The organism is Mucilaginibacter gossypii (assembly GCF_900100945.1).
Taxonomy (GTDB): Bacteria; Bacteroidota; Bacteroidia; order Sphingobacteriales; family Sphingobacteriaceae; genus Mucilaginibacter; species Mucilaginibacter gossypii.
The window spans coordinates 12,642-39,247 of the sequence record NZ_FNCG01000025.1 but is presented as its reverse complement, the minus strand read 5'-3'; the positions used below and the strand labels follow the sequence as shown (position 1 = coordinate 39,247).

The following is a 26,606-nucleotide window of genomic DNA, read 5'->3' as shown; positions in this document are numbered from 1 at the left end:
GGTTTTTAGGGTGTCTTAAATCCAATTCAAAACAGTGTTACCTGTCGTGGCCGTCGCTGTGTTCGGCATATGCATCAGGTGCAATAGCCTTATGGAAGCAGAGACGACGTCAGCCTTATGTTGGTTTGCATTTGGAATAAATAACAAACCTTGCTATTGCCAGTCTTTAATCATATCTTGCCCATCAATGATCAATTATCACATAACCAAACTCAATTGGTGGCGTCACAGCTTTGTGCAGCCGGTATCATAACGACTATCAGGTATTAGTCCTTTTTTCAGTATCCGTCCGGCAGTATCATTATATAGGTCCGTCTTTTTTATCTGTAACAAAAATTATAATAATGGCTTTTGAACTAAATAACGTTGTGCCCTGGGGCCGCACGTTTACCGAATATCAGCAAATGTTTAACCTCAGCGCCAATGATGTTACCAAAAAGATTGTCAGTATAGGTGATGGTCCGGCAAGTTTTAATGCGGAGATGCACGCAATGGGTAAGCAGGTTACCTCCATCGATCCTTTATATCAATTTTCGACTGATGATATCCGAAAACGGATTGATGAAACCTGTGTAGAAGTGATAGGCCAGGTGAGGGCTAACGCCGATAAGTTTGTTTGGAACAACATTAAAGATGTGGAAGAACTGCAGGAAATAAGAATGACCGCGATGAACCATTTTCTGCGGGATTTTGACCAGGACTGCTTTCGGCAAAGATATATTAAACATGCCATGCCCGCTAAAACCTCTTTTGCGGATAACGCATTTGAGTTGGGCCTAAGCTCTCATTTTTTATTGCTGTATGATAACCTGGGGTTAAAATTTCATACAGAGGCTATACGGGAGATCATGCGCATATGCCCCGAATTGCGGATCTTCCCAATATTAAACCTCAATGCCGGGGCTCCAGTGTTTTTTGACGAATTACTTGAGGTGCTTGGCAGCGATTTTAATATTGATATACAAAAAGTAGATTACGAATTTCAAAAAGGAGGTAATCAAATGTTGGTTATTAAAAGCAAGACATAAGTAAATGTGAAAAATAGCCCGGTTGTGGCTGATGTTTTTTAAAATCAATACATTTATTTTTGAGATATGGAGATAATTGATAAAATAAAAGAGATTTTCGAGCCTAACTTCGAAGTTTTAAAGGTAACGAGATCAGGCCCTGATAGCTTAAACGCTGAAGCCTTTATTACCATTGAGGCAAAGCACGAGGGGAAATCACATAAACGGGTTTTTAGGGAGACTGAACTTATAGCGTTAAACGCGGAAGGTAAGTTAGCTGAAACCATAAGGGCGCTGTGCGCCGTAATGCTAACATCAGAAGAGTAAATACTTGTTTAAGTACCGGTACGTTCCCTCACATAGATAACGTTTACTTAATAATAGTTGTCGTATTGCTTCCGGTTTGGTTCGTGCCGGCAACCCTCCTGGTCGAAGGTGTGCCAGCTGCTTAACTCCGACCAGTTAGGGGCGTACAGTCTTTTCAGGTTGCCTGATGATGTACCAGGTCTGCCAGCTCATCCACATCGGTTTTATGTTTTTTCTTTTTGGGGTGTTTGGCTTCAAGATAATCCTGAACGTGTTCCTGTTGGGAGCCGGCTATTTCATCTGATTTTTTGCCGCGGAAGTAAAACCAGATCCCCGCGCCTGCTGCCAAAACTCCTGTTATGCCGGCTGTGATCCATAATCCGGTATTGTTTTTTTGTGCAAATAGGTTTTTCATAGCTTTTTTCTTTATAGCTGAACAAGCTACATTTCATTTAGTTGTAATTAATTAAAAAAGATAATTATTTTCCTGGTGGTTAAAATCATTGAAATGTAGCGTTGTTAATCTGTTACATCTAATAAGAAAAGCTATGTCAAAAAGAGGAGTAAAAGTGGAAAGGAACTCTCTATCAGAGCAACCACATGAATTGAACTACGAAGCACACAAAGAAGGAGCAACCGCAAAAAAGGTGGAAGCGGCAAAAAAATCAGCAGGCTCCAACCAACGAAGTGCAGTTGAAAAGAAATTGAATAAGTAAGGTATTAATAATGCTGGCCGAAGTTCCTCTCTACTTCTCTGGTGTTTAGCGCAGCGTAACTTCGGCCTAAGATAAGGCAAGCATTCTGCTTGTGTGCCCTCTTATATAAAATAGGAATTTGTTTTCTTATACAGTTAAGTTGAAAGTTTTTAAAACCTTCTCAAAACGGATTACCGCCACTTAAAAATCTCTTTATTCGGCCATCTATAAGAGCACTCAAAGGAGACTTAACAAGATGTATCCAATCATTTAATCTATATCCTATCAAAGCCTCATAAACATCGGGGTCATCTTTTCCTTCGTCCAGATACACAAATACAAACTGATCTCCTGTGTTGTAAACGTCTATCACATAAAAAGGCCTCGCAATAACCCTGTTACGCCCGAAAACAGTCATATATTTTCTGGAGCTCTGCTGCATCTGTTCCTGACTATCATTCATTCCATAATCCAGTACATAACAATACCCTCCGGCTAAAAACAATAATTCACGCAAGGCTGCAGGAAATAGTCTGCCACCATTATACTTGTTTTCCAAGGCGATAATTTCTTCAACTGAAATCGGGCTTACAACCTCTTTAACTCCGGTGTACGCTGCTGTTACTGATAGGTTGTCATTCAGTACCTTCATGTATTTTATCTCCATAGCTTACTTTATTATTGATTATTAGATCTTAACTAAAGATGGGTCGAAGTTCAGGGTTTTATTTTTTTAAATCCGTCAAAATACGCTCTAAAAACGGCATCGATTTTATAGGGAAAATCACTTTAAAATAATGTGCTTCATCAATGCCCCAGCTTTTAGTTGCATCAAGAAGTACCTCTATATATGCTTTTAGCTTTTCTTCGGTAAGGATGGGCATAACACGATGCACCAGTACAACTCCTTTCTTTTCTATCCAATGAAAATCACACAGACAATCGTAAACGGCATTCCAGTTAAGCCCAAAATAACCAGGAAATTTAAGTACCGCACTCAGCTCTTTTAACAATTTACCTTCTCCTTCAACTGCAGGAAGATGAGCGATAAATTCGCCTTCATCAAAATATTTATCGGGTTCATTCAAGAAAACAATTTCTATCATAAGCATCTTTTATATGGGTATGGGCCCAAGCCTATCCCCTCTAAAACAGTATAAAAAAAATCCCTTACTTTACCATCGTTAACAACCTATTTCATAGCCTATGCTCAAATATTTCCGGTGGTTTATAATATTAGTCTTGTTACTTCCAACGGCTTCTTGTCGCAAAACCGGCAATGCTACAACGGCCTTTTATTACTGGAAAACCAGCTTCAACCTTAATCAACAGCAAACAGCCTTACTAAAGCAAACCGGCAACAATGCCTACATCCGTTTTTTTGATGTAAGCTGGAACGATAAAGAACAACGCTCATATCCAAATGCCGTTGTGCAACTCAATGCGCTCCCGGCAGGCTTTAATATTACTCCGGTTATCTATATCACAAACAAAACTTTTGAAAACACTGCAGATACTGCTGTAACCAATCTTGCCGAACATTGCAATAAGCTAATCAATGAACTGGCCGCGGAAAGGAAGATCAACTATACCAAAGTACAAATTGATTGCGATTGGTCGTTAAGTACACGGTTAAAATATTTCAGCTTTTTGACCGCTTTTAAAAACCTGAACCATAAACAACTGGAAGCAACCATCCGCCTGCACCAGGTTAAATTTAAAGACCGTACAGGTGTGCCTCCTGCCGACCGCGGGGTATTGATGTTTTATAACATGGGCAAGCTCAACGCCGAGCTGCAGCAGCCCAATTCAATATACAATAGCAATGATGCGGATAAGTATATCGCTTACCTGGGCAGCTATCCCCTGAAGCTGGATATTGCCTTGCCTTTATTTTCCTGGGCTATTCATATCAGGGAGGGCCGGGTGATCCAGGTATATGGAAAAATAGGGCGAAGGCAACTTTCCGATCAGGCTCATTTTGAACCAATTGAAGGGCAGGCAAATTACAGGGCCAAAACAAGCTTTTTTCTGGATGGAATTTATATCAAACAAAATGATATTTTTAAACTTGAAGAAACGGACAGCAATACATTGAACGCTGCCGCCCAGCAATTAACACAGCATCTGCCTAAACAAAAACATACAACTATTATCTACTATGAACTGGCCAATATCGACCTTTCAAAATTTAACCAGGAAACCCTTACGCAAATTTCTGCTCGTTTTTAGCCTATGCACGCTGGCCATAGCCGGAGTGATCTGGGCCTGTGCCGACTCGTACGAGGAAGAATATTCCGTTTTCACTCCCGAATATTTTGTCAACAAGCAATACTCCCCATTCTTTTATACCGGCAACGAGGTTTACTATGGCTTGGGCTATACGGATGGGAGCAATACATGGTATAACGATATTATTGTTGACGAATGGTACGATCATTTTAACCATCAATTCAGCAAAACATCACTTCAGTACCTGCTTATTAAAGCCAGTGCCGGCGCTGTTGATTCCATTTCCCGTAAATCAGCCGGCGCGCTCAAAGTATTGCCCGCTAAATACCCCGTTATGAGTACTGGTACTGTATCAGCAAAAATGCTCAAAGCTTTTTATAGCTACCTGAAGCTGGCGAAAATAAGTGAGGCTTATTCGGTAAACGATCAATATTATTCGTGGGATAAGGTAAAGCCCAATCATTCGCCGGTAAAGCTGGCTTCAACGCTGATTGGTGCCTTCGATGCCGAAACAGATCCTTTTATCAAGGAGCGTTTATGGTTTCAAGCCGTTCGTTATTATTACTTCCTGGATAATTCGTCGTCGGCAACAACTGTGAGCTTGTTTAATCAGTTCAAAGATCATTTTCCTAAAAACCTCATTTACTACCGTACAATGGGCTATGTAGCCGGATATTATTACAGGCAAAAAAACTACGCCCTATCAAACTACCTGTACAGCCTTTGTTATGATTACACGTATAAATTAAAGATCCCGAGTTTCTGGAGCTTCCACCCGCAAAATGAAAGTGATTGGAATGCCACACTCAGGCTTGCCAAAACGCCGGAAGAAAAAATAACCCTGTGGCATATGATGGGGGTACAATATGATGCCGCAAGGGCTATAAAAACTATCGCGGCTATCAACCCAAAATCCGAAAAACTGGACCTGCTGCTAAGCCGTCTGATTAATATCAGGGAGGCCACAACAGGAGGCGGTAAACCTGCCGATTCGGTAATAAAATCCGATAACGATGGTAAACGGCTTGTTGAAAACATTGCCCTTAAAAATAATACAGCCAAGCCTTACTATTGGAACCTCGCGGCAGGTTACCTTAACTTTTTGGATAGCAATTACACCGCAGCCGGTAAGTTTTATGCTACAGCAAAAAACCAGTTCCCCGCCGGCGATAAAATGATTGTAGCACAGGGCAAGTTGCTCGACCTTATGTTATATATCAAAAACCTTAAAAAAATGGATGCCACTGCAGAGGCAAAATTAACGGAGCCCCTTAACTGGCTTGCCAACCTGCGCGATAGTAAGATTAAGATCAAAGACCTGCGGTTTGATAATGCCATTTCGGTTTGTAACCTTGCCATATCGCGGCTTTATAAAAAGCAAGGCAACCCAATCAGGGAGGTATGCTTTAACAACAATGCACAGGATTTTTATGCGGATAGCACAAGGGTGCAGCACATGATAGATCTGTTAAATAAACCGGATAAAACTGCTTTTGAACAAACGATGTTGCGTTATTATCCTATAACCCTTAACAATTTATATTACCATCGGGCTATCACATTGGTTTATCAGCAAAAGTTACCTGAAGCTATTGCTCAACTCAAAAAAATGAAGCCCGAAGATTTTGTGCTTGCAGGCAACCCCTTTACCGGTAGATTAGTTGACTGCCATGACTGTGATCATGCAGCCCCGCAAAAGCAAAAATATACGCCGCTAAGTTTTCTGCAAACGCTTAACACTTTAAATACAGAAATTAAGCAAGGCAAAAACGTATACAGTAATGCTTATGCCATTGCGAATGCCTATTACAATATCACATACTACGGTAACGCCCGGTTGTTTTACGAATCGGATGCGGTAGCTACCGGGCCAACCGGCCGCTATTATTACGAAGGCGAACAGCGCATGGATGATAAATTGACATCGATGCAAATTGCGATGAAGTACTATCAACTGGCCCGCAAAAATGCCACCACAGATGAACAGCGTGCCCGCTGTACATTTATGCTGAGTAAATGTGCCCTGAATGAAATATACAATGACCCAAACTTTAAAGGTGCCGACAAGTTTGCCGATATAAAAGCCAGTCAGCCTGTTACCGATGCGTATTACAAATATTTCGCACAGTTAAAAGAGAAATACAATAACACGGCTTACTATAAAGAAGCGCTTAAGGAGTGTGGCTATTTCAGGCTCTATGCAGATAAAAAGTAAAGGTAATTGAGTAGTATTCATTAATGTGTTTTGCTAATTAATTTAGTAATAAAATAAATAATCTGCATATTTGCACATCTGTAATCTGCACATCTGAATAAATAATGGCCAAATCCAAGATCGCGTATTTTTGTCAAAGCTGTGGCTTTGAATCGCCTAAATGGCTGGGTAAATGCCCGTCATGCCAGCAATGGAACACTTTTGTTGAGGAGGTGATTGAAAAAGGCAATGCAGCGGTACCTGCCTGGAAACCTGCGTCAACCAGTCAGCAGCGGGCCAATAAACCAGTGGCCGTAACGGAGATCACTTATACCGAAGAGCACCGTGTGCCAACTCCCGATAAAGAGTTTAACCGCGTTTTGGGAGGCGGGATAGTGCCCGGTTCACTGGTATTGATAGGCGGTGAGCCGGGCATAGGCAAATCAACCCTGATGCTGCAACTTGCGCTCAATATGCCAAACCAAAAAGTTTTGTATGTATCGGGCGAGGAAAGTGAAAGGCAGATAAAAATGCGGGCCGAAAGGTTAGCTTCGCCCGAAGGGGGAGTCATAGGCGAAGGCGCTTATATACTGACAGAAACTTCAACCCAAAACATATTTAAACAGATAGAATCATTAGAGCCGGATATGGTGGTGATCGACTCGATCCAAACCCTGCATTCGGCACATATTGAATCAACGCCTGGCAGTGTATCGCAGGTTAGGGAATGTACCGCCGAGCTATTACGTTTCGCCAAAGAGACTTCGACGCCGGTATTTTTAATTGGTCATATTACCAAAGACGGTATGATTGCCGGGCCGAAGATATTGGAGCACATGGTTGATACCGTGCTGCAGTTTGAGGGCGACAGGCACCACGTTTACCGCATATTGCGTACCATCAAAAACCGTTTCGGCTCGGCATCAGAGCTGGGTATTTACGAAATGATGGGTGAAGGATTGAGGGAAGTGTCCAATCCGTCGGAGATCCTGCTTTCGCACCGGGAAGCGCCATTAAGCGGCATCACTATTTCGGCTACCTTAGAAGGTATGCGACCAATGCTGATTGAAACCCAGGCATTGGTTAGTGCGTCGGCCTATGGGACGCCGCAACGTACTGCTACCGGTTTCGATACCAAACGCATGAGCATGTTGTTGGCTGTATTGGAAAAACGCTGCGGTTTCAGGTTGGGTGCAAAAGATGTATTCCTGAATATTACCGGCGGCATCAGGGTTGAAGACCCGGCTATTGACCTTGGTTTGGCGGCGGCCATTATTTCATCGCACGAAGATATGCCCATTCCGTTCAAAACCTGTTTTGCAGGCGAACTGGGACTTTCGGGCGAAATCAGGGCGGTAAACCGCGTAGAGCAACGCATTGCCGAAGCGCAGAAGCTTGGCTTTAACCAGATCTTTATCTCCAAATATAACCTTCCTGCCAGCGGCCAGGATAAAAAGCGCATGGATTTGTCCCGCTACGATATCGACATCAAAATTGTAAGTAGTATCGAAGAGGTTTTTAGCTTGTTGTTTGGATAAGAGGGGGGCTTAAGGCAGAAAGCTCAAAGCGTTTAATTGATTTCATGTTATCTTTTTATAGTGTTGTTAGATAGCAATGATCATAAAACTATTGGCTTTAAGCTTTAAGCATTCCGCTTTTTGCTTTTTCACTCTAAAACTTCAAATTTGTTTTAAGCCAGTTCTGCACCTCTTCCTGGCTGGAGATTTCGGCCGGTAGCTTATCGTGGATCAGTTTTTCCATTTTATTGCCGGTGTTGGCAAAACGATAATCCCATATCATCATTAACTTGTTGATCAGGTATACCATCTCGTTCCCTTCATTTTTATTGAACGCAGTATGATCGGGCCTGCCATTTACACGCGGATCATTCGGGATGTAAATAGTCCATTGGTAATCGGTGTAGTATAGATTTCTCTTTGAAAAAAGGATCATAAGCCGGCGAATTTCTTTAAATGTACATATAATAAAATGAAAGCGACCGGATTAAGCCTTTTTAAATGGGGTGTAGAGGTTCTTTACACTAACGCTTTTTAAACCTGCCACAGTTAATATGTAGAAGTGAACGCAAAAATTCATTTTATCCGCTGCTGATTGCATTACCTATTTAAAGAACGATTTTCTGCATAATAACATTGATATTATTTTTTCGTGATTTAATAGTAATTTCAGCGCAGATAATTTAAGTTGATGAAAAAATTACTACTCTTTACCGCCGCCTCGGTACTTGCGTGCAGTGCTATGGCACAGCAGGAACCACAAAAAGCTATTTACTATTCCATATCATTCCCAAACGCGGCCCATCACGAGGCTGAGATAAGCATGACCATTCCGCAGGCACCATCAGGCGCTTTCAGGGTACGGATGAGCCGCTCATCTGCCGGCCGGTATGCAACCCATGAGTTTGGTAAAAATATTTACAACGTTAAAGCTACCGATGTTGAAGGTAAGGAGCTGCCTTTAACCCAAATTGAAGGCGATGTTTACGAAGTGGGAGAACATCCGGCAGCGGTGAAAGTGAGCTATACACTTTTTGGCAACTGGACCGATGGTACTTATGCTTCTATCGATCCGAGTCATGCCCACTTGAATATGCCCGCCACGTTTATGTGGGTGGTAGGGCAGGATAAACGCCCCCTTACTTTTGAGTTTAACGACATTGATAAATACGGCTGGAAAGTAGCTTCACAACTTAAACATGAAGGCTCAAATGTGTACAGCGCACCCAATCTGCAATATATGATGGATAGCCCTACCGAACTGTCCAATTACAAACTCAGCAGTTGGGAAGTAGTAAATACCGATGGCAAGAAAGAAAAAATAAACCTTACCATGCACTCAGACGATAGCCAGGCGGTGATTGATAACTTCGGCAAGATGATCCAGAAGCTGGTGCTGGAAGAAAAAGCCGTATTTGGCGAACTGCCCACTTATGATTTTGGCGAGTACACTTTTGTGAGCGATGTAAATCCTGCTGTATCAGGTGACGGTATGGAACATCGTAATTCAACCTCCATAACTATCCCGGCACCAAAAGTTGAAGGATTTGAAAACAACCTCATGGGCGTTTACGCACATGAATACTTCCATAGCTGGAATGTAAAACGCATTCGTCCAAAATCATTGGAGCCTTTTAACTTTGAACACGCCAACATGAGCAGCGAACTTTGGTTTGCCGAAGGTTTTACGCAATATTACGGCGAATTATTACTTGCCCGCGCCGGCTTTGTAACGGTTGATGATTATACCAAAACCATTGCCGGTTTGGTAAACCAGATCTTAAACACACCTGCCGCTGCCAAATATTCGGCCGCCCAAATGAGCCGCTATTCGGTTTTTGCAGATGCAGGAGTATCTATCGACCCTAATAATAACGTTAACGATTTTACCAGTTATTACACTTATGGCGGTGCTATTGCGTTGGCACTCGATCTTCGCCTCCGCAGCGATTTTAACATGACGCTTGATGATTATATGCGTGCTGTTTGGCTTAGCAGGGGTAAAGTAATGAAACCGTATACCATTCCTGATCTGCAAACCGATTTAGGTAAAGTAACCAATAACCCTAAGTTTGCGGCCGATTTCTTTAAGCGTTACATCAACGGAACCGACAAAAACAATTACGAAGAACTGTTAGCTAAAGCAGGCCTGGTACTGCGTAAAGTACAGCCGGGCAAAGGCTGGGCTGGTCCGCTGGCGGTTACTCCGGGCCGTGGCCGCGCCGGGCAGGCACGTGCTGCAGATGCCGAAGGTTTGCCAATACTTTCAAGCACGACTATAGGTACCCCGGTTTACAAGGCAGGCATCGATGCGGGTGATGTGATCCTGAAAGTTGATGGAAAAGATATTAAAGATCAGAAAGGGTTTAGTGATGCCATCGCCGATAAAAAGCCGGGCGATAAGATCATGGTAAACTATAAAAACCGGACCGGTGCCCATGAAACTACGATAACGCTTGAGGAAAACCCCAACTTTGAAGTGGTAACCTTTGAAAAGGCAGGTAAACAATTGAGCAAAGAGCAGGAAACTTTCCGTAACAACTGGCTACAGTCAAAAGTCAAATAACTATGAAAAAGATCTCGATAATAACAGCGGCATTGTTAAGCGTTTCGGCTTATGGTTTTGCGCAAGATGTTAATAAACTCATTAGTAAAGATGATGTAGCCCGGATTATCAAAACCCTGTCGGCCGATGATATGCAGGGCAGGGCCACTTTTACGCCGGGCATTGAAAAAGCTGCTCAGTTTATTGAAAGCGAATATAAAAAGGCCGGCCTTAAACCTATGGCAGGTAATACCGGTTACCGTCAAAACTTTACGATGGTACGGTCGACCCCTGTTAGCTTGACTGTAAGCATCAATGGCAAAGCTATAGCTGCCGACAGCGCGTTTGCAAGCAGTACGGATTCGTTTAAATGGGCAAGCGATAAAGATGTACAGGTAGTTACCGTTGGTGCGGATAAAAATTTCAGGACCGAGTACCGGGCAGCTTCACAAAGCGGCAAGAAAACACTTTTGCTGATCGACCCTAAGTTTAAAGATCTGTTTAGCCGGGTTAAGTCGTACCTTGGGGCAGGCAGCACAAATTTTAAAGGCACAGTAAAACAGCCCCTGGTATTTGTATTGGGCAAGTTCGATAACACAGCATCATTTGATGTTAACTGCGATATCAAAAATGAAGAATTGCCGCTGTTTAATGTTGCCGGTATCCTCCCCGGGAAAACCAAACCGAATGAATATGTGGTATTTTCGGGACACTATGACCACTTAGGGATTATCAAACCTGATAAACCCGGGGTAACAGACAGCATTGCCAATGGCGCGGATGATGACGCTTCGGGCACAACCGCAGTATTGAGCCTGACTAAATACTATAAAAAGCTCAACAATAATGCCCGTACGCTTATTTTCGTAGCCTTTACTGCCGAAGAGATTGGCGAATACGGGTCGCAGTATTTTGCCAAACAAATAGATGCAGATAAGGTAGTTGCTATGTTCAACATCGAAATGATTGGTAAGGCATCTAAATTTGGCACTAACTCGGCATTTATTACCGGGTTTGAAAGATCTGATTTTGGCAAGATCCTGCAGAAGAACCTGAAAGGTACCGCCTTTAAGTTTTACCCGGACCCTTACCCAGATCAGAACCTGTTTTACAGAAGTGATAACGCGTCGCTGGCCGAAGTTGGCGTACCGGCCCACACCATCTCAACCGACCAGATTGATATTGACAAATTATACCATACTGTTGGCGATGAATTTAGTTCGCTGGATGTGAACAATATCACTTCGGCCATCCGCGCGATAGCCCTGAGCTCGCGCACTATAGTTTCGGGCCAGGATACACCAACAAGGGTTCCGAAAAAAACGGAATAAGTGATTAGAGGTTAGTGATTAGAGATTAGTTTGCTCCCTTTACAGAAAAGAATAAAAGAAAATGTCATTGCGAGCGATAGCGTGGCGATCGCACAGCAGCAAAGCCGCCCTGTATAGCATACGATTACTTTTGTTCCTCCTATGACATTTTTGTCTTCCCAATAGTTGCGCTGTTGTCATTGGCGAAAAAAAGAACACTTTGACGCAAATCCCCTCCCATGAGGGGATTTTTATTTAATGTAATTTTACCTCATGAACAAAATACTCAAAATAGCAGTCGTAGGCCCCGAATCAACAGGGAAGTCAACTATGTCTGAATATCTGGCGGCGCATTATAATACGATAGCTGTACCGGAGTATTCGCGTGAGTATTGTGCAAACCTTAAGGGCGATTGCACCTGGCAGGATGAGGTGAACATGTTTCACGGCCAGCTGGCGCTCGAAAAGAAACTGCTGCCACAAGCCAACAGAATCCTGATTTGCGATACCACTTTTTTAACGGTAAAGATCTGGAGCGAGGAAATGTTTGGCAGCGCCCCGCAGGAGGTGCTTGACGAATTGCCCCACCATCCATATGATTTTTATTTGCTCTTAGATATTGATCTGCCCTGGCAGGACGATCCTTTACGTAATTTTCCGACCAAACGCGAGTATTTTATGAACGTTTGGCACCGCGAACTCCAGGCGCTCAACGCCCGGTATGTAGTAATATCAGGCCTTGGGCAGGATAGGTATGATAATGCGGTGAAAGTGGTGGATAAATATCTGAACTCTGATTTTTAGGATTAAAAGATGTTGCCGGATGATGTGCAAGTGATGTTTAAAAAACTCATTGCGAGGAACCACCAGGTGAATCCTGAAAAAAAAGTGATAACTGTACAATATATTTTAGCGATGTTGTGCGGTGGCCACGTTAGTGATAGGAGCGGATACCAGCCTTGTGACTAATGCCTGTGCAGTATGAGCGCATAGCACGGGCCGCAGGCAACGCCCAATATTTATAGAGTTGATTTTTAAAATATATTTAATAATCAATAGCGTATGAGTGCGTCATTAGGAACGAAGCAATGACAATTCTTGATTATGCTGTTTTATCAAACTATTTTGTCGGGCATTTTTCAGGCGATTTGCTTATCTAAATCCATCTCAACTTAAAACTGTCAAAAAAATTATCAATAATTAAAAAAATATTTTTCACATACGTGCAACGTTGCAAAATGCCTTGCGTCTATTAACCTGAAGCCGGTCGCGAATTTGGAAGCAATATATATTGATAAACATTACAACCTGGTAATTGAGTGCAAACAGGGGAGCAAAAAAGCCTGTTATGAGCTTTACCGTTTGTATTCGAAAGCTATGCTGAACGTGGCCTTTCGGATAGTGGGCGATATTGCCGAAGCAGAAGATGTGCTGCAGGAAGCTTTTGTGGATGCCTTTGCCAAGCTGAAGGATTTTAGGCAGGATACCACATTTGGCCTCTGGCTTAAGCAGATCGTTGTAAACCGGTCGATCAACCTGCTGCGCAAACGAAAGCTGGAACTGGTTGAGCTGGAAGATGGCCATCTTGAAAATATTGCCGATGACGAGAGCTGGGACGATGAAGACCTGCAGTACCAGGTTGCCAGGGTAAAAGAAGGCATGAACCAGTTGCCCGATGGCTATCGCGTGGTGATATCATTATATCTGCTTGAAGGGTATGACCACGAAGAAATAGGTCAAATATTGAATATATCAGAAAACACATCAAGAACCCAGTTTTTGAGAGCTAAAAGAAAGTTAATTGAAATTTTAAACAGGAAAGGACAAGTATCATGAGCAAGCGATTTGAAGATTTCATGCACGACAATAATGAAGAATTTAACGAAATAGAACCATCGGCAGATTTGTGGGGTAAAATTGAGGCACAGCTCAATTTTTTGGACCAGGAGCAGGAACAACCAAAAAAGCGGGAAGCAAAGACTTTTTCGCTGGGCTTCGTGCTAAAAGTGGCCGCATCGGTCATCATCATAATGGGCATAGGCTTCGGCATATATATACAAACCCAAAAAGGCACAAAAGGCGTTGACCTTGCCGCTATTAACCCCGAGTACGCACAACAGCAGGTGCGCTATGCATCGCTTGTTGAAACCAAGCTTACCGAACTTAAGTCAGCATCTAAAAATGATCCTCAGCTATACAAGGAGTTCAGCGCCGAGATAGCTAAGATGGATTCCACCTATAAAAAACTAAACAGTGATTTAGCCACCAGCCCTAACCAGGAACGTGTTTTACGTGCAATGATCCGGAACCTGCAAATACAAACCGAGGTGCTAACTCAGCAATTAAATGTAATTGAACAGTTTAACCAGATGAAAAAGGAACAAAACAATGAAACCAAAAATATTTAGTCCGGCCCTGCTTATGCTTATCGGCTTATTAGCCATAAGTACAGCAAACTTTGCACAGGTAAGTCCTGCAGCCCCGCCTGCACCGGTAAAACCCCTATTACCTCCCACGCCGCCGCCTGCTGCCGGGTTGACCGTGGAGAACTGGACTTCGGTAACCGACAGTAAGGAGTATCAGCAAAAAATGAAGGAGCTGAATGCCAAAATGCACGAACTGCAAAAGGAAATGAGCAACCTGCGAATACAGCAGCAAAAGCAAATGCACCTTAAACTGCAAAATATGCTGAAGCTGAACAAACAGCTTGCTTTTAAGTTTAAGGATAGCCTGAAATTTAAAATGAAGTTTAAAGGATTTGACAGCTTGAAGTTTGCCGATAAATTTGAGATGCTTAGTCCTAATATAAACTTCGGCTTTAAAAACTTCGACCAGAACTTTAGCTACAGTTACGATGGTGATGAGCGCTATGAGCAACAGGTGCAGAATGGCGATATAGTTGAAAAAACAAAAAGCTACAGCAAAAGCTATAATGTTGACGGCAACGATGTGATTAACATTGATAATAAATTTGGCAAGATCACGGTAATTACCTGGGCTAAAAGCGAGGTTAAGGTTGATGTACAGATTAAAGTTGGGGCCAATGAGGAAGATAAAGCACAAAAACTGCTTGATAATGTAAATATCAGGGATAGCAAAGACGGCTCGGGTGTATCGTTCAAAACTTACATCAATCAAAACGATGATGATAATGGCAGCTGGGGCAACTTGTTTGGTAAGAAAAACTCTGTGCGTAAAATGGAGATCAATTATACCGTTTACATGCCCGCCAAAAATCCGCTTACCATTAACAACAAATATGGCAGTACCGAGTTGCCCGACCTGAGCGGTAAACTCAATATCAATAACTCATATGGCAGCCTTAGCGCCAAATCTTTAAGCAACCCAGCTTGCCAGATCAGGGTTAAATATGGGAGTGCAACTATCGGCAACCTTACCGGCAGCGATTTGGATGTAGCCTATGGCAGCCTTAATCTTGGTGATTGTGATAAACTCAATGCTGATGTAAGTTACGGCTCGGCCAAAATTGGCCGTATTACTACTTCGGGTAATATCAACGTTAAATTCAGCGGGGCGTTAAAGATTGAAGAGGTTGATAAAAATGTGAAAAATCTTTCGGTTAATTCATCATATTCAAGTGTAAAACTGGGAGTGAGCGACGGCCAGAATGCTGATTTTGATATCACTGTGCACTACGGTAGCTTTAACTATAGCGGCCATGATGTTAACATCACCAGTAAAACCCCTGCCGACGGTGAACGTGGCTATAGTCCGACAAAAACCTACAAGGGCCATTTAGGTAAAGGCGGCAGCGATAAAACCATTACCATCAGCACCAGTTATGGTAGCGTAAGCTTTGATTAAAATATATTAGACGTAAAATAAAAAACGGCGTATTGTAACTGATGCGCCTTTTTTTATTGATTAGCCCGTTGTTGCAAATCTCCCGTATCCCTCATAGCTTTGATGCAAACATCTCGTCATGCATCACCAGGATAGTGAAAAACAGATCTTTAATACCCTTTATGATCAATACAAGCACCTGGACTTACCACTCGAGCTGATAAAACATACCGATTTTACGGTTTTTAACCTAAAAGATATTAATCAGCCGATGCCGTTTAGATCGCCCTTGAGCAGGCTTAACTTTTTTGTCTTTGCCTTCATTAAAGATGGGAGTGGTGATTATACTATTGATGAGCAAAATCATAAACTGCAGCCCCGTGCTATTTACTTTACCAATCCGGGCCATTTCCGTTCGTTTAACTGGGAACGTATCGGCGATGTATACCTGTTTACGCTGAGCGAATCGTTTTTGAAGGAAAACGTACACGCCAATATCTTTGATGAGTTTCCTTTTCTGCTGGCCGAAACATTTCCGGCCCGCGTACTTACGCCCGAAGTTTTTGAGGAGTTTGATATTTTATATCACCAGATCCTGAAAGAATACAATTCAGATAGCCCATACCGTTACCGGATCATCGGTAACCTGTTTGTGGTGGTGCTGTTAAAATTCAAAGAATATTTCTGGAAAGATTATAACCCGATATATGAAGGTAACAGAAGCTCGGAAATTGTAAAAAACTTTAAACGCCTGCTCGAAAAACATTATCGCGACCTGAGCAATGGTACGGCCGAACAGGCTTTCAGGGTGCAGGACTACGCCGATGCGCAAAGCCTTCATCCCAACTATCTGAGTAATGTTATCAAAATAAAAACCGGCAAAACCATCAGCACATGGATTGCCGAAAAAACTATAACTGAGGCCAAGGCCCTCTTGCAGAACTCAAAACTCTCCATTAAAGAAATTGCTTATCGCCTGGGTTTTTCTGAAGCTACCCATTTCAGTAATTATTTTAAAAAGCATACTGATTTGTCGCCGGTGCTGTTCAGGAAGGAGCACCATAGGGTATCCTCTTGATAAAGATGTCTATAAAGTAAGCTGGCTTGATAACTTACAAGGCTGCTTGTCCTATGGGGGAGGCATGTAAGGCGTCTCTACTTTAAACCATCTCAAACAAAATTTATAAGCCAATCTTAGATATTCGTATGTAATGCTTTGATATGTGTATCATTCAGGGGCTTTGCTCTTGCCACCTTTGTATTGTCAATCAACGAAAACAAAATAACAAAGGAAACCATGAACACATTAGCATCAAAAGTAGTATTAGTAACCGGCGCCTCAAGAGGTATCGGTGCAGCAGTAGCTCACAAATTAGCAGCCGAAGGCGCTAAAGTAATTATCAACTACGCAGGCGGCAAAGAAGCTGCTGACCAAACCGTAAACTCTGTCAAACAACAAGGCGGCGATGCCATTGCCCTGCAGGCCGACGTTAGCAAGGCCGATGAAGTAGCAGCCATGTTTGATGCAGCGATAGCTCATTACGGCAAAATTGATGTACTGGTAAACAACGCCGGCATCATGATTACCAAATTAATAAAAGACACTACCGACGAGGATTTTACCCGCCAGTTTGATATCAACGTTCGCGGAACATTTAATACCATGCGCGAAGCCGCAACTAAACTGGCCAATGGCGGCAGTATCATCAATTTTTCATCAACCACTACCCGCGTTATGATGCCAACTTATGCTACCTATGTAGCCACCAAAGGCGCCGTGGAGCAATTAACCCGCGTGTTTGCCAAAGAGGTTGGCGCGAGGGGTATCAACGTCAATACAGTATCTCCCGGGCCAACAAATACCGAACTGTTTACCAAAGGCAAACCTCAGGAGCTGATCGACCGCCTGGCGTCATTATCAGCTTTTAACCGTATCGGTGAGCCTGAAGATATTGCCAAAATAGTAACCTTCCTGGCAAGCGACGATGCTAAATGGATCTCTGCGCAAAATATCGGGGCAAATGGTGCAATGGCGTAAGCCCCCTAACCCTCTGAAGGGGGAATGATAGAAGCAAGACGGCAAGAGTCAAGAAGCAAGACAACGAGAGACAGGAATAATAATCAGAATCATTAACGCAATCGGTGAAATCAAACTTCATCGGTGTAATCAAAAAAACAATCATGAACTCATTAAATAATAAAGTAGCGGTAATAACCGGCTCGGCCCGTGGTTTAGGTAAAGCAATTGCAGAACGTTATGCAGCATTAGGTGCCGACATCGTGATCAACTATTCGCGCGATAAAGCATCGGCCGATGAAGTGGTCAGCAACATCAAAGCGATGGGGGCGAACGTAATTGCTGTGCAGGCCGATGTAAGTAAAGTAGCTGATATTGAAAGGCTTTTTAAAGAAGCTAAAGAAGCGTTTGGTAAAATAGATATCGTAGTAGCTAACGCCGGTATCGAACTGGTGGAAACCCCGGTAACTGATTTTACCGAAGAACAGTTCGACCGTGTATTTGGCATTAATACAAAAGGCACTTATTTTACTATGCAGCAGGCTGCCAAAAATGTTGAGGATAACGGCCGCATTATTTACATAGCCTCAAGCACAACCTCATTCCCTGTACCCGGAATGGCAGTGTATGGCGGCAGTAAAACTACGCCAAGGTATTTGGTTGATATTCTTTCAAAAGAGATTGGTCACCGTGGTGTAACAGTTAACTCTATCATACCATTTGCTGTTGATCATTCAGGTATCTTTGCCGAAGCTGATAGTTACCCCGCGTTAAGAAAACAATTGCTTGACAGTTGTCCGATGGGCCGCCTGGCCGAAGTTGAAGATGTGGCCAATGTGGCCGAGTTTTTTGCCAGCGATCTTTCCTCATTTGTGAACGGACAACACCTGTTGGTAAACGGCGGCGCAACAAATTAATGGTCAGTTTAGTAACATAGGGTAGCAGCTTATAGTCATAGCTATAAGCTGCTACCTGTATTTAATTCAAAAAGCAGCATTATTTGATTATACATCTACCATGTCATGAAAACGCTTAATCATTATGTCATATACGGCACATTAATTACTTCTGCAGTAAACGCTCAGGCTGCAAAAACACCTGCTGCAACTATCCAAAACATCAATGCCATGAACACCGAAAAGTTAAATAACCCGATAGTAAAACAAGCCATCGACGCCCTGCAAAGCGGAGATAAGCAGGCTTGGTTTAGCTTGTTCACCAATGATGCCCAGCTTTTTGATGATGGTAATAAAATGGATTTTAAAACTTTTTTTGAAAAAGCTTTAGGCCATGAACGTTTTACCAGTATCGACAAGGTGGAACAAAACGGCCTGCACCTCTACGGTAAATTTCACAGCGACCAGTGGGGCGATTTTAAAACCTATTTTAAGTTTACGATTGGTGCCGGCAATAAGATCAGTAAATTGGAAATAGGGCAGGCGGGTTAGCCCCACCCAAACCCTCCCCGGAAGGAAGGGCTTTAAAATGAGATAAATAAAAGTCTCCCTCCGGGGGAGATTTAGAGGAGGCTTGTTGCTTCGTTCCGCAAGGACTTTTTTTATTGATGCTTTTACTTCAATTTTACCTGATCTTTGTATCATGCAACAGCAACTCATAGCCCGGTTACAGCAGTTAAAACCTATCCCGGTTGATGATCAGGAGCTCATACTAAAAGCCTTTGAGCCAACGAAATTTAAAGAAGGGGATACGCTTTTGCAGCTGGGGCATGTAGCAAGACAGCTCTTTTTTATTACCAACGGCATACTGCGTATTATGGCGCGAAATGAGAAGGGAAATGAGGTTACTTATTTCTTTTTAAAGGACAATCAGTTTTGCACCATTCTGTACAGCTTTAATAACAACCTGATCGCTGATGAAAGCATTCAGGCCGCCTGCGATACAGAACTATTGGTTATTAGCAAAAACACCCTGCTGGCTTTATATGAAAAGCTGCCTTATCTCAAAGGAATGATCGATCAGATTTCGCAGCATACGCTTATGGAGAAGATAAAAACGCGAAACACATATCTTGGTTACGATTCATCAGAAAGGTACCGGTTATTTTTGGAGCGACAGCCCGAGGTTGCCAGGAGAGTATCACTTACCGATATCGCGTCGTACCTTGGCGTAACGCCTCAATCGTTGAGCCGCATCCGCAAAAATATTCGGTAATTAGGTTTTTTGTCGTCTGTTTAGATGACTTAGAAGGGAGAGAAATAGACATCAATAAAATCTATATAAATCAAAAACAAAATAGCTACTATGAATACAGTTAAAACAGGATGGATAGGATTAGGAAAAATGGGTGTTCCAATGTCGCAGCAATTGATTAAAGCAGGATATCCGCTCAGTGTTTATAACCGAAGCAAGGATAAGGAAGAGGTGTTTAAGGCACAGGGCATTGGTATAGCTGCTTCGCCCGCCTTATTGTTGAATGCTGCTGATGTTGTTTTTATCATGGTATCAGACGATAATGCGATTAATGATATTTTTCATGGTGATGAAGGTTTACTTGCCGCAAAAGTAAGCGGCAAAATAATCATTAACATGAGCACAGTTTCGCCTGCTATCAGTAAGGAGATAGCAGCGGCATGCAAGGCTCAAGGTAATTATTACCTGGATGCCCCGGTATCAGGCAGTGTCAAACAAGCGGAAGATGCTATGCTGGTTATTATGGTTGGAGGCGAGGCCGGCGCATTTGAGCAAGCTAAAACTATCCTCGAAAAAATGGGTAAACTGGTTATGCTGGTTGGTGGTACCGGTGCAGGTAACGCGGCTAAGCTGGCCATTAATACTTTGCTTGGTATTGTTGCACAAGGCCTTGCTGAAACAATAACGCTGGCACAACAAAATGGCATTGAAGCAGAAGCACTAATTATGCTGATCAGCAATAGTGCTTTAGGCAGTCCCTTTATCAAAATAAAAGGCGATGCCATTGTTAACAATAATTACCAGGCAGCTTTCGCCTTAAAACATATCGCTAAAGATCTGCGCCTGGCTAAAGACCTCGGTTTGGCTACCCCACTTGGCTACACTGCTTATCAAACCTACCAGGCCGCCGAAGCTGCTTTTGGCGAAGAGGATATTATAGCGGTGATAAAGCAGGTGAGTAAAGGGTAAAAAAATACCATAGATATAAATACAAGCTGATGTCATTTCGATGAAGCAAGGGGGGATTGTGCGGTCGCGCTGAAGAGAAATCTTATACACCACGTTAGATTAATGTGTTTTGCATAAGGCTTTTTGTTTGAGGTGTCTTGCCTTCGCTGTTTGATGCAAATGAGTGGCAATTGATATTAGTCGATTACATTTGATTTAAAAATTCCCAGCCCGGATTAGTCGACTCGATTAAAGCAATTTTCTTTTCTCGGCGCCATTTTTTAATCTCCTTTTCCCGGGCTATGGCGTGCTCAACGTGGGTGAAATGTTCGTAGTAAACTAAATGGTAACAGTAGTATTTGCCCGCAAAAGATTTATTAGTTCCTTTATTTTCGAGATGTTGCAAAACCCTTACGCTTATATCATTGGTGACTCCGATGTACAATACAGTTTTGCCTGGGTTAGTAGTGATATAGACGTAATATTATGATTCCACATTTTTAAAGGTAGATATTTTGTAACTGGAAGATTGTCATTTCCATAGAGGTATAGTGGGATTTATGAGATGTGCTTAGGGGATTTACAGGGTGTATAAGATTTCTCTTTCGCGCGGTGCTCATATCCCCCCATGCTCTATCGAAATGACAATTTTTTGCTTTTTACTTGTTTAAACTCCCTATTCCAAAACAATTTTCTGATGCTGGTACGGGATCTCAACATGATGAAAGCCGTGCGCTTTAATTTTCGCGGCAAAATGCTGCTGCACTTCGTACTCGCCGTGAACAAGAAATACGGTTTTTACCAATGCGGGGTCCTGGCAGGCCAGGAAATGGAGCAGGTCGTCATAATCGCCGTGGGCGCTCATTGATTTGATGGAGCGGACCTCGGCTTTTACCTCATACATTTCACCAAAAATATGTACCTCATGGTCGCCTTTTAATAACCGGCCGCCCAATGAATTTGGCTCAGCATAGCCTACCATTAAAATAGTGTTCTTTTGATTATTGATATTGTTTTTAATGTGGTGCTTTACCCGCCCGGCCTCGGCCATGCCCGATGAGGAAATGATGACACAAGGTCGCGGATCGTTATTCAGGGCCTTTGATTCCTCTACACTTTCAATAAAGCGCAAGCCCTTAAACCCAAAAGGATTGGCATCGGTTTTTAAAACTTCCTGCACATTTTTATTATAAACCTCGGTGTGGTTCATCAATACTTCGGTTGCTTTTTCCGATAGCGGGCTATCTACATAATAAGGAACATCCGGCAGGATACCTTTCAGTTCCAGGCCGTTTAAGGCGTACAGTAATTCCTGCGTACGGCCAACGCTGAATGCCGGGATAATTACCTTGCCATTTTTAACTTCGCAGGTTTCTTTAATGATCTCCAGCAGCGACTCTTCAATAGGCCCCAGTTCTTTATGCAGGGAATCGCCATAGGTTGATTCCAGTAAAATATAATCAGCCTGCTCAAATGTTTGCGGGTTTTTCAACAGCAGATCGTCATAACGACCAACATCGCCGCTAAAAGTAATGTGGGTATCCCTGCCGTTTTCTGTAACGGTAATATGCACTGCCGCGCTGCCCAGAATATGCCCGGCATCAGTAAAGTTGAATTTTACGGCAGGGGTAATTTCAAACTCTTCGCCATATTCAACAATTTTGAACAGGCGAAGGGCCTCCATCACATCCTCTTCGGTGTACAAAGGATTAAGCAGCGGCAAGCCTTTGCGGATGCGGTGTTTGTTACTATACTCGGTGTCCTGTACCTGGATCTTTGCCGAATCGAGCAGCAGGATGCGTGTAAGGTCCATCGTGGCCGAGGTGCAATAAATGTTTCCCTCAAATCCTTCGGCAACGAGCCGGGGAATTAAACCGCAATGGTCAATATGCGCGTGCGAAAGGATCATGTGTGTTACACCTTTGGGATTAAAGCCAAAATGTTCGTTCATTTCTTCGGTTTGCTCGCCCAGGCCCTGGAACATGCCGCAGTCTAATAATATGCTGGTACCGTCGTTTAAGCGGAGTAAATGCTTGCTGCCGGTTACGTTACGGGCAGCACCATGGAAGGTTATGTTCATTTATAAAATGGTATGAAGTATCACAACGAATATGATGATTTAAAGTTTAAGAAATTAATAACTAAAAATTTAGTTGCAAATATAAAATACATCTCTTACCTTAGTTTAACCAATTAAACACATTAATACACGAGGTATTAATATTTAAAGTACGCACATGGAAATTAAAGAGTTAACCCGCGCCGAAGAGCAGATTATGCAAGTGCTCTGGCAATTAAAAAAAGGGTATGTTAAAGACGTTATCGAACAGTTACCTGAACCCAAGCCAGCTTACAATACGGTATCGACAATTATCCGGATCCTGGAAACAAAAGGTTTTGTTGGGCATGAAGCGTTTGGTAAAAGTCATGAGTATCACCCGGTAATCAGCAAGGAGCAATACCAGAATTTTGCTGCCGACAAATTACTGAGCGGTTATTTTGACAACTCTGTTAACCGTATGCTTTCATTTTTTGTAAAGAAAGAAAAGATCGACCTGAAAGAGGCCGATGAGATCATGAAACTGATTGAAAAACTAAAAGAAAAGTAATTATGAACTGGTGGCAATATTTATTACTGGTAAACATATACCTGTTGCTGTTTTACGGGTTTTATGTGCTTTTGCTTCGCAAAGAAACCTTTTTTCAGCTTAACAGGCTTTACCTGGTAAGTGCCGCTTTACTATCATTTATGATACCCGTTATCCAGGCCGATTGGGTGCAAAATCTATTTATTACCCAGCAGGTAAAGTATACCCTGTACAGTAGCCCGGTATTGGTTTATCACTTTAAACCTATTGAAGAATCGCCTATTAGTATAGGGGAGGTGCTGTTTATTATATATGCAGCGGGTATCGTTTTTTTATCGCTCAGATTGATCTGGCAGTTGTTTAAGCTAAAAAAGGTGATTAGTCAGCCGCAATCACAGGTATCCTATTCCTTTTTCAAAACCGTGAAATTAAATGCCGATGGGGAGGCCAATGAAGCAATTGCCACGCATGAGGATGTACATGCCAAACAATGGCATTCGGCCGATGTGTTGCTGGTTGAACTGGTGATGATCATTAACTGGTTTAACCCGATTGTGTATTTCTATCGTCGGGCGATCAAGCATATTCACGAGTTTATAGCCGACAGGCATGCTGTTGAAGCTGGTACGGATAAGGCCGATTATGCCATGCTGCTTTTAAGCCAAACATTTAATACGCCTTCACACAACTTGGTTAATTCATTTTTTAACAAAAGTTTGTTGAAAGAACGTATTATCATGTTGCAAAAAAATAAATCGCACCGCATAACGCTTATTAAATACGGACTGTCGGCCCCTCTGTTTATTTTGATGATGGTACTGTCATCAGCTACAATTAATAATAGTGATACCATTACGGTCATCAACACTAAGGCCGATAAAGTTTTCTCGACGCCGGCCAGTAAAGTGGCGGAGATTACTATTGATGAGCCTCTTAAACTTGAAAGGCCGGTTATAGCAGCTGATACCTCACCGGTATATACTGCGGTTGCCCGTTTGCCCGAGTTTCCGGGCGGGCTGGGGGCTTTTGGTAAATTTTTATCTACCAATATAAAATACCCTGCAACAGCCCGTGAACAAAAGATCCAGGGAAGGGTGATCATAACCTTTGTTGTTGAAAAGGATGGCACGCTTTCAAATGAAAGGATTGTAAAGGGTATTACGGATGATCTGAATAACGAAGCATTAAGGGTGATAAAACTATCGCCTAACTGGAAGCCCGGTATGCAGGGAAATCGTACGGTAAGGACTCAATATTCAGTGCCTATCAGTTTTACACTTGCTCCCAGCGATGATACTACAAAGACTACTGCACCTGTAACATTCTCAATAGCTTCGGCTCAATCAGGTTCTGATCCGGTATTTACCTCAGTTGAGCAGGTGCCTGAGTTTAAAGGTGGGTTGGAAGCGTTTGGAAAGTTCCTGATGACTAACCTGAGGTATCCCAAAACCGCCCGTGATAATAATGTTCAGGGCAGGGTGATCATAACTTTTGTTGTTGAAAAAGATGGGTCGTTATCAAACATGAAGGTTGTAAGAGGGATAGGCTCAGGTTGCGACGAGGAAGCTTTAAGAGTGCTTAGTATATCGCCGGCCTGGAAACCTGGAATTCAGAATGGCAAGCCGGTGAAAGTACAGTATTCTGTGCCGATAAGCTTTACACTGGCCGATGATAAATCTGCAAAGCCAGGCGAAAATAAAACCGGGGATGTTGTAAATCCGTCGGGCGAAGACAGGCCAATATATGGCGGTTTGGTTGTTGATACCACCAGGCAGCATGTGATAGTTAGTGACAAGTATAGCGGTAAATCAGCGCCTTTAATTATTATAGATGGGATAGCCCTGGCCCAGGGTACATCGTTAAGTAAAATTAATCCGAACGATATCGAACGGATAAGTGTGTTAAAAGATAAAAATACTGTGGCTATTTATGGCGAGAGGGCCGTAAATGGTGTTGTGCTGGTGACTACAAAAACAGCTGCTAAGAAAAAGGCAGCAATGAAAACCATTATAAAGGATAATTAATTTCGGCAAAATATGCGACTTTAACACTAATTTATTATAAAATGCGATGAGGTGACAGTGGAAATTTTTGTAACTGAGATGAACTTATTATATTTGCGCCTAACAACCATTACCTTATCATATGAAGAAATTTTATCCTTTGTCGTTGCTGGTAGCATTATATGCGTTTGCACACACGTCTTGTACCAAAATTGCAGACCAACCTAAACCGGTAACCGACAGTACAAAAACTCTTAGTGAAATTTCATTGCGGGATACGCTTACCATGTATACCGGGCAGGCAGTACAATTGGACGTAAAGGTTCGGCCTATAAATTTTGACACAACGAAGTTGGTTTGGTTGTCATCAGATACCTCAATTATAACTGTTAGCAAACTAGGCCGTATCGAAGCCAAAGGTGAAGGAAATGCAAAAGTTTCGGTGAGCAATGCTGAAAAAACAAAATCAATAAGCTGTATCGTAACCGTTAAAGACAGCCTTAAGGTTGGCCTTATAGCTTATTACCCTTTTGGCGCCAATACATCTGACGTGTCTGGCAACGGTAACAATGGCTCCGGATATAATTTAACACAGGTTGCTGATAGATTTGGGAATGCTAATAGTGCTTACTATTTTAATGGATTTAACAGCTACATCGTTGTCAAAGACAAACAAACACTCAGGCTATCTCATACAGATTTTACAATTACTACCTGGGTGAAGCTTGATGCATATAATAATTCATTTGCTTCACAGATAATAGCTAAAAGATTGCCAGGGTTAGGTAATGGATGGAATCTTTCTATCTCCGGGTATGACTTTGTATCTACCGGGCAGGGTGGTTTGGGATTGGTTACTTTTAACGAAGGAGCCAGTCCTTTAACAGTACTTACCAGTGGAGCTGTTGCTTTGAATAACTGGCATATGGTAACCTCGGTGTATAATTATACTACTCACACCCTATCGCTTTATATTGACGGTGTAAAAGATAGTACATTTGACGGGTTTGCTTCTCCAAATATCACGATAGGCGCAGACGCTTACATTGGTAAAGATAATCCTGATGTACCCTCTCCCGGATACTTCCTGAAAGGCGCTTTGGACGATATGCGTTTGTATGACAGGGTGCTTTCGGACAAAGAAATTAAAAAACTGTATACTGCAATACATTAATTCCGACCATATTAATAAAGTGAAACAGGTTTTTCCTTTTGGAAGAACCTGTTTCACTTTAAAGCCTACTCGTGAAAAACTACAATAAAACTGTTAATTTAGCCGCATGAAATGC

The 26,606-nt window shown here is 42.5% G+C and carries 27 protein-coding genes; 21 read left to right on the top strand and 6 right to left on the bottom strand.

What is annotated here, in order from left to right; translation table 11 throughout:
* The first annotated feature begins 344 nt into the window (after positions 1-344).
* Both BLS28_RS28285 and BLS28_RS28280 read left to right on the top strand, forming a co-directional pair.
* Positions 345-1,028, top strand: a complete 684-nt coding sequence (locus tag BLS28_RS28285) for an SAM-dependent methyltransferase (RefSeq protein ID WP_091175689.1) — start codon at positions 345-347, stop codon at positions 1,026-1,028.
* A gap of 66 nt (positions 1,029-1,094) precedes the next feature.
* The gene (locus tag BLS28_RS28280; RefSeq protein ID WP_090534650.1) at positions 1,095-1,334 is read left to right on the top strand and encodes a hypothetical protein; all 240 of its coding nucleotides are present in this window, start codon (positions 1,095-1,097) and stop codon (positions 1,332-1,334) included.
* Between the two features lie 154 nt (positions 1,335-1,488).
* Here the strand turns inward: BLS28_RS28280 and BLS28_RS28275 are convergent, their stop codons facing one another.
* Positions 1,489-1,728, bottom strand: a complete 240-nt coding sequence (locus BLS28_RS28275; protein ID WP_091175686.1) for a hypothetical protein — start codon at positions 1,726-1,728, stop codon at positions 1,489-1,491.
* Between the two features lie 133 nt (positions 1,729-1,861).
* On the opposite strand from BLS28_RS28275, the gene BLS28_RS31050 reads away from it, so the two are divergent.
* Positions 1,862-2,029, top strand: a complete 168-nt coding sequence (locus BLS28_RS31050; protein WP_176844584.1) for a hypothetical protein — start codon at positions 1,862-1,864, stop codon at positions 2,027-2,029.
* Positions 2,030-2,189: 160 nt separating this feature from the next.
* Here the strand turns inward: BLS28_RS31050 and BLS28_RS28270 are convergent, their stop codons facing one another.
* Positions 2,190-2,675 carry an SMI1/KNR4 family protein gene (locus BLS28_RS28270; protein ID WP_091175682.1) on the bottom strand — a complete coding sequence of 162 codons (486 nt, stop codon included), beginning with the start codon at positions 2,673-2,675 and terminating at the stop codon, positions 2,190-2,192.
* A 58-nt stretch (positions 2,676-2,733) separates the two neighbouring features.
* Complete coding sequence (locus BLS28_RS28265) at positions 2,734-3,114, bottom strand: barstar family protein (protein ID WP_176844583.1); 381 nt, start codon at positions 3,112-3,114, stop codon at positions 2,734-2,736.
* 136 nt (positions 3,115-3,250) lie between these two features.
* Here BLS28_RS28265 and BLS28_RS28260 point away from each other — a divergent pair, with 136 nt between their 5' ends.
* The 3 genes from BLS28_RS28260 (at position 3,251) to radA (ending at position 7,972) form a co-directional block, all read left to right on the top strand.
* A complete protein-coding gene (locus BLS28_RS28260) occupies positions 3,251-4,240 on the top strand; it encodes a hypothetical protein (RefSeq protein ID WP_256337567.1) in 990 nt (329 codons plus the stop codon).
* Complete coding sequence (locus BLS28_RS28255) at positions 4,170-6,455, top strand: hypothetical protein (RefSeq protein ID WP_143020899.1); 2,286 nt, start codon at positions 4,170-4,172, stop codon at positions 6,453-6,455. Before BLS28_RS28260 ends, BLS28_RS28255 begins: the two co-directional genes overlap by 71 nt.
* Positions 6,456-6,559: 104 nt before the next feature.
* A complete protein-coding gene (gene radA, locus BLS28_RS28250; RefSeq protein ID WP_091175671.1) occupies positions 6,560-7,972 on the top strand; it encodes a DNA repair protein RadA in 1,413 nt (470 codons plus the stop codon).
* 133 nt (positions 7,973-8,105) lie between these two features.
* On the opposite strand, the gene BLS28_RS28245 is transcribed toward radA, so the two are convergent.
* On the bottom strand, positions 8,106-8,387 hold the full coding sequence (locus BLS28_RS28245; protein WP_091175668.1) for a hypothetical protein: 282 nt from the start codon (positions 8,385-8,387) through the stop codon (positions 8,106-8,108).
* A gap of 255 nt (positions 8,388-8,642) precedes the next feature.
* On the opposite strand from BLS28_RS28245, the gene BLS28_RS28240 reads away from it, so the two are divergent.
* From BLS28_RS28240 to BLS28_RS28185, 12 genes are all read left to right on the top strand, one after another.
* Positions 8,643-10,517, top strand: a complete 1,875-nt coding sequence (locus BLS28_RS28240) for a M61 family metallopeptidase (RefSeq protein WP_091175667.1) — start codon at positions 8,643-8,645, stop codon at positions 10,515-10,517.
* A 2-nt stretch (positions 10,518-10,519) separates the two neighbouring features.
* A complete protein-coding gene (locus BLS28_RS28235) occupies positions 10,520-11,827 on the top strand; it encodes a M20/M25/M40 family metallo-hydrolase (protein ID WP_091175664.1) in 1,308 nt (435 codons plus the stop codon).
* 252 nt (positions 11,828-12,079) lie between these two features.
* Positions 12,080-12,610: an AAA family ATPase gene (locus BLS28_RS28230; RefSeq protein WP_091175662.1), complete on the top strand. Its 531-nt coding sequence runs from the start codon at positions 12,080-12,082 to the stop codon at positions 12,608-12,610.
* Between the two features lie 471 nt (positions 12,611-13,081).
* A complete protein-coding gene (locus BLS28_RS28225) occupies positions 13,082-13,642 on the top strand; it encodes an RNA polymerase sigma factor (protein ID WP_091175659.1) in 561 nt (186 codons plus the stop codon).
* Complete coding sequence (locus tag BLS28_RS28220) at positions 13,639-14,214, top strand: hypothetical protein (protein WP_091175657.1); 576 nt, start codon at positions 13,639-13,641, stop codon at positions 14,212-14,214. Before BLS28_RS28225 ends, BLS28_RS28220 begins: the two co-directional genes overlap by 4 nt.
* Entirely contained in the window at positions 14,195-15,631 is a 1,437-nt protein-coding gene (locus BLS28_RS28215; RefSeq protein WP_091175654.1) for a DUF4097 family beta strand repeat-containing protein, read from the top strand. Before BLS28_RS28220 ends, BLS28_RS28215 begins: the two co-directional genes overlap by 20 nt.
* 118 nt (positions 15,632-15,749) lie before the next feature.
* A complete protein-coding gene (locus tag BLS28_RS28210; RefSeq protein WP_091175652.1) occupies positions 15,750-16,688 on the top strand; it encodes a helix-turn-helix domain-containing protein in 939 nt (312 codons plus the stop codon).
* A 219-nt stretch (positions 16,689-16,907) separates the two neighbouring features.
* The gene (locus BLS28_RS28205; protein WP_091175752.1) at positions 16,908-17,648 is read left to right on the top strand and encodes an SDR family oxidoreductase; all 741 of its coding nucleotides are present in this window, start codon (positions 16,908-16,910) and stop codon (positions 17,646-17,648) included.
* Between the two features lie 143 nt (positions 17,649-17,791).
* Positions 17,792-18,544, top strand: a complete 753-nt coding sequence (locus BLS28_RS28200) for an SDR family oxidoreductase (protein ID WP_091175750.1) — start codon at positions 17,792-17,794, stop codon at positions 18,542-18,544.
* Between the two features lie 105 nt (positions 18,545-18,649).
* Entirely contained in the window at positions 18,650-19,075 is a 426-nt protein-coding gene (locus tag BLS28_RS28195) for a hypothetical protein (protein WP_256337566.1), read from the top strand.
* Between the two features lie 151 nt (positions 19,076-19,226).
* Positions 19,227-19,799 carry a Crp/Fnr family transcriptional regulator gene (locus BLS28_RS28190; RefSeq protein ID WP_091175650.1) on the top strand — a complete coding sequence of 191 codons (573 nt, stop codon included), beginning with the start codon at positions 19,227-19,229 and terminating at the stop codon, positions 19,797-19,799.
* 90 nt (positions 19,800-19,889) lie between these two features.
* Entirely contained in the window at positions 19,890-20,747 is an 858-nt protein-coding gene (locus BLS28_RS28185; RefSeq protein WP_091175648.1) for an NAD(P)-dependent oxidoreductase, read from the top strand.
* Positions 20,748-20,931: 184 nt separating this feature from the next.
* Here the strand turns inward: BLS28_RS28185 and BLS28_RS28180 are convergent, their stop codons facing one another.
* On the bottom strand, positions 20,932-21,198 hold the full coding sequence (locus BLS28_RS28180; RefSeq protein WP_091175646.1) for a GIY-YIG nuclease family protein: 267 nt from the start codon (positions 21,196-21,198) through the stop codon (positions 20,932-20,934).
* Between the two features lie 204 nt (positions 21,199-21,402).
* Positions 21,403-22,806, bottom strand: coding sequence for an MBL fold metallo-hydrolase RNA specificity domain-containing protein (locus BLS28_RS28175; protein WP_091175643.1), 1,404 nt, complete (start codon positions 22,804-22,806; stop codon positions 21,403-21,405).
* 157 nt (positions 22,807-22,963) lie between these two features.
* On the opposite strand from BLS28_RS28175, the gene BLS28_RS28170 reads away from it, so the two are divergent.
* From BLS28_RS28170 to BLS28_RS28160, 3 genes are all read left to right on the top strand, one after another.
* On the top strand, positions 22,964-23,335 hold the full coding sequence (locus BLS28_RS28170; protein WP_090534685.1) for a BlaI/MecI/CopY family transcriptional regulator: 372 nt from the start codon (positions 22,964-22,966) through the stop codon (positions 23,333-23,335).
* A 2-nt stretch (positions 23,336-23,337) separates the two neighbouring features.
* Positions 23,338-25,338 carry a M56 family metallopeptidase gene (locus BLS28_RS28165; RefSeq protein ID WP_091175640.1) on the top strand — a complete coding sequence of 667 codons (2,001 nt, stop codon included), beginning with the start codon at positions 23,338-23,340 and terminating at the stop codon, positions 25,336-25,338.
* A gap of 121 nt (positions 25,339-25,459) precedes the next feature.
* Positions 25,460-26,491, top strand: coding sequence for a LamG-like jellyroll fold domain-containing protein (locus BLS28_RS28160; protein ID WP_091175638.1), 1,032 nt, complete (start codon positions 25,460-25,462; stop codon positions 26,489-26,491).
* Positions 26,492-26,606: the final 115 nt, after the last annotated feature.

What these genes read in the sequence shown, in the direction of transcription:
- BLS28_RS28185 (WP_091175648.1), top strand. Translation starts at nt 19,890, where the DNA reads ATGAATACAGTTAAAACAGGATGGATAGGATTAGGAAAAATGGGTGTT.
- BLS28_RS28275 (WP_091175686.1), bottom strand. Translation starts at nt 1,728, where the DNA reads ATGAAAAACCTATTTGCACAAAAAAACAATACCGGATTATGGATCACA.
- BLS28_RS28240 (WP_091175667.1), top strand. Translation starts at nt 8,643, where the DNA reads ATGAAAAAATTACTACTCTTTACCGCCGCCTCGGTACTTGCGTGCAGT.
- BLS28_RS28245 (WP_091175668.1), bottom strand. Translation starts at nt 8,387, where the DNA reads ATGATCCTTTTTTCAAAGAGAAATCTATACTACACCGATTACCAATGG.
- radA (WP_091175671.1), top strand. Translation starts at nt 6,560, where the DNA reads ATGGCCAAATCCAAGATCGCGTATTTTTGTCAAAGCTGTGGCTTTGAA.
- BLS28_RS28205 (WP_091175752.1), top strand. Translation starts at nt 16,908, where the DNA reads ATGAACACATTAGCATCAAAAGTAGTATTAGTAACCGGCGCCTCAAGA.
- BLS28_RS28190 (WP_091175650.1), top strand. Translation starts at nt 19,227, where the DNA reads ATGCAACAGCAACTCATAGCCCGGTTACAGCAGTTAAAACCTATCCCG.
- BLS28_RS28230 (WP_091175662.1), top strand. Translation starts at nt 12,080, where the DNA reads ATGAACAAAATACTCAAAATAGCAGTCGTAGGCCCCGAATCAACAGGG.
- BLS28_RS28215 (WP_091175654.1), top strand. Translation starts at nt 14,195, where the DNA reads ATGAAACCAAAAATATTTAGTCCGGCCCTGCTTATGCTTATCGGCTTA.
- BLS28_RS28255 (WP_143020899.1), top strand. Translation starts at nt 4,170, where the DNA reads ATGAACTGGCCAATATCGACCTTTCAAAATTTAACCAGGAAACCCTTA.
- BLS28_RS28280 (WP_090534650.1), top strand. Translation starts at nt 1,095, where the DNA reads ATGGAGATAATTGATAAAATAAAAGAGATTTTCGAGCCTAACTTCGAA.
- BLS28_RS28220 (WP_091175657.1), top strand. Translation starts at nt 13,639, where the DNA reads ATGAGCAAGCGATTTGAAGATTTCATGCACGACAATAATGAAGAATTT.
- BLS28_RS28210 (WP_091175652.1), top strand. Translation starts at nt 15,750, where the DNA reads ATGCATCACCAGGATAGTGAAAAACAGATCTTTAATACCCTTTATGAT.
- BLS28_RS28170 (WP_090534685.1), top strand. Translation starts at nt 22,964, where the DNA reads ATGGAAATTAAAGAGTTAACCCGCGCCGAAGAGCAGATTATGCAAGTG.
- BLS28_RS28200 (WP_091175750.1), top strand. Translation starts at nt 17,792, where the DNA reads ATGAACTCATTAAATAATAAAGTAGCGGTAATAACCGGCTCGGCCCGT.
- BLS28_RS28265 (WP_176844583.1), bottom strand. Translation starts at nt 3,114, where the DNA reads ATGATAGAAATTGTTTTCTTGAATGAACCCGATAAATATTTTGATGAA.
- BLS28_RS28235 (WP_091175664.1), top strand. Translation starts at nt 10,520, where the DNA reads ATGAAAAAGATCTCGATAATAACAGCGGCATTGTTAAGCGTTTCGGCT.
- BLS28_RS31050 (WP_176844584.1), top strand. Translation starts at nt 1,862, where the DNA reads ATGTCAAAAAGAGGAGTAAAAGTGGAAAGGAACTCTCTATCAGAGCAA.
- BLS28_RS28175 (WP_091175643.1), bottom strand. Translation starts at nt 22,806, where the DNA reads ATGAACATAACCTTCCATGGTGCTGCCCGTAACGTAACCGGCAGCAAG.
- BLS28_RS28195 (WP_256337566.1), top strand. Translation starts at nt 18,650, where the DNA reads ATGAAAACGCTTAATCATTATGTCATATACGGCACATTAATTACTTCT.
- BLS28_RS28160 (WP_091175638.1), top strand. Translation starts at nt 25,460, where the DNA reads ATGAAGAAATTTTATCCTTTGTCGTTGCTGGTAGCATTATATGCGTTT.
- BLS28_RS28270 (WP_091175682.1), bottom strand. Translation starts at nt 2,675, where the DNA reads ATGGAGATAAAATACATGAAGGTACTGAATGACAACCTATCAGTAACA.
- BLS28_RS28165 (WP_091175640.1), top strand. Translation starts at nt 23,338, where the DNA reads ATGAACTGGTGGCAATATTTATTACTGGTAAACATATACCTGTTGCTG.
- BLS28_RS28285 (WP_091175689.1), top strand. Translation starts at nt 345, where the DNA reads ATGGCTTTTGAACTAAATAACGTTGTGCCCTGGGGCCGCACGTTTACC.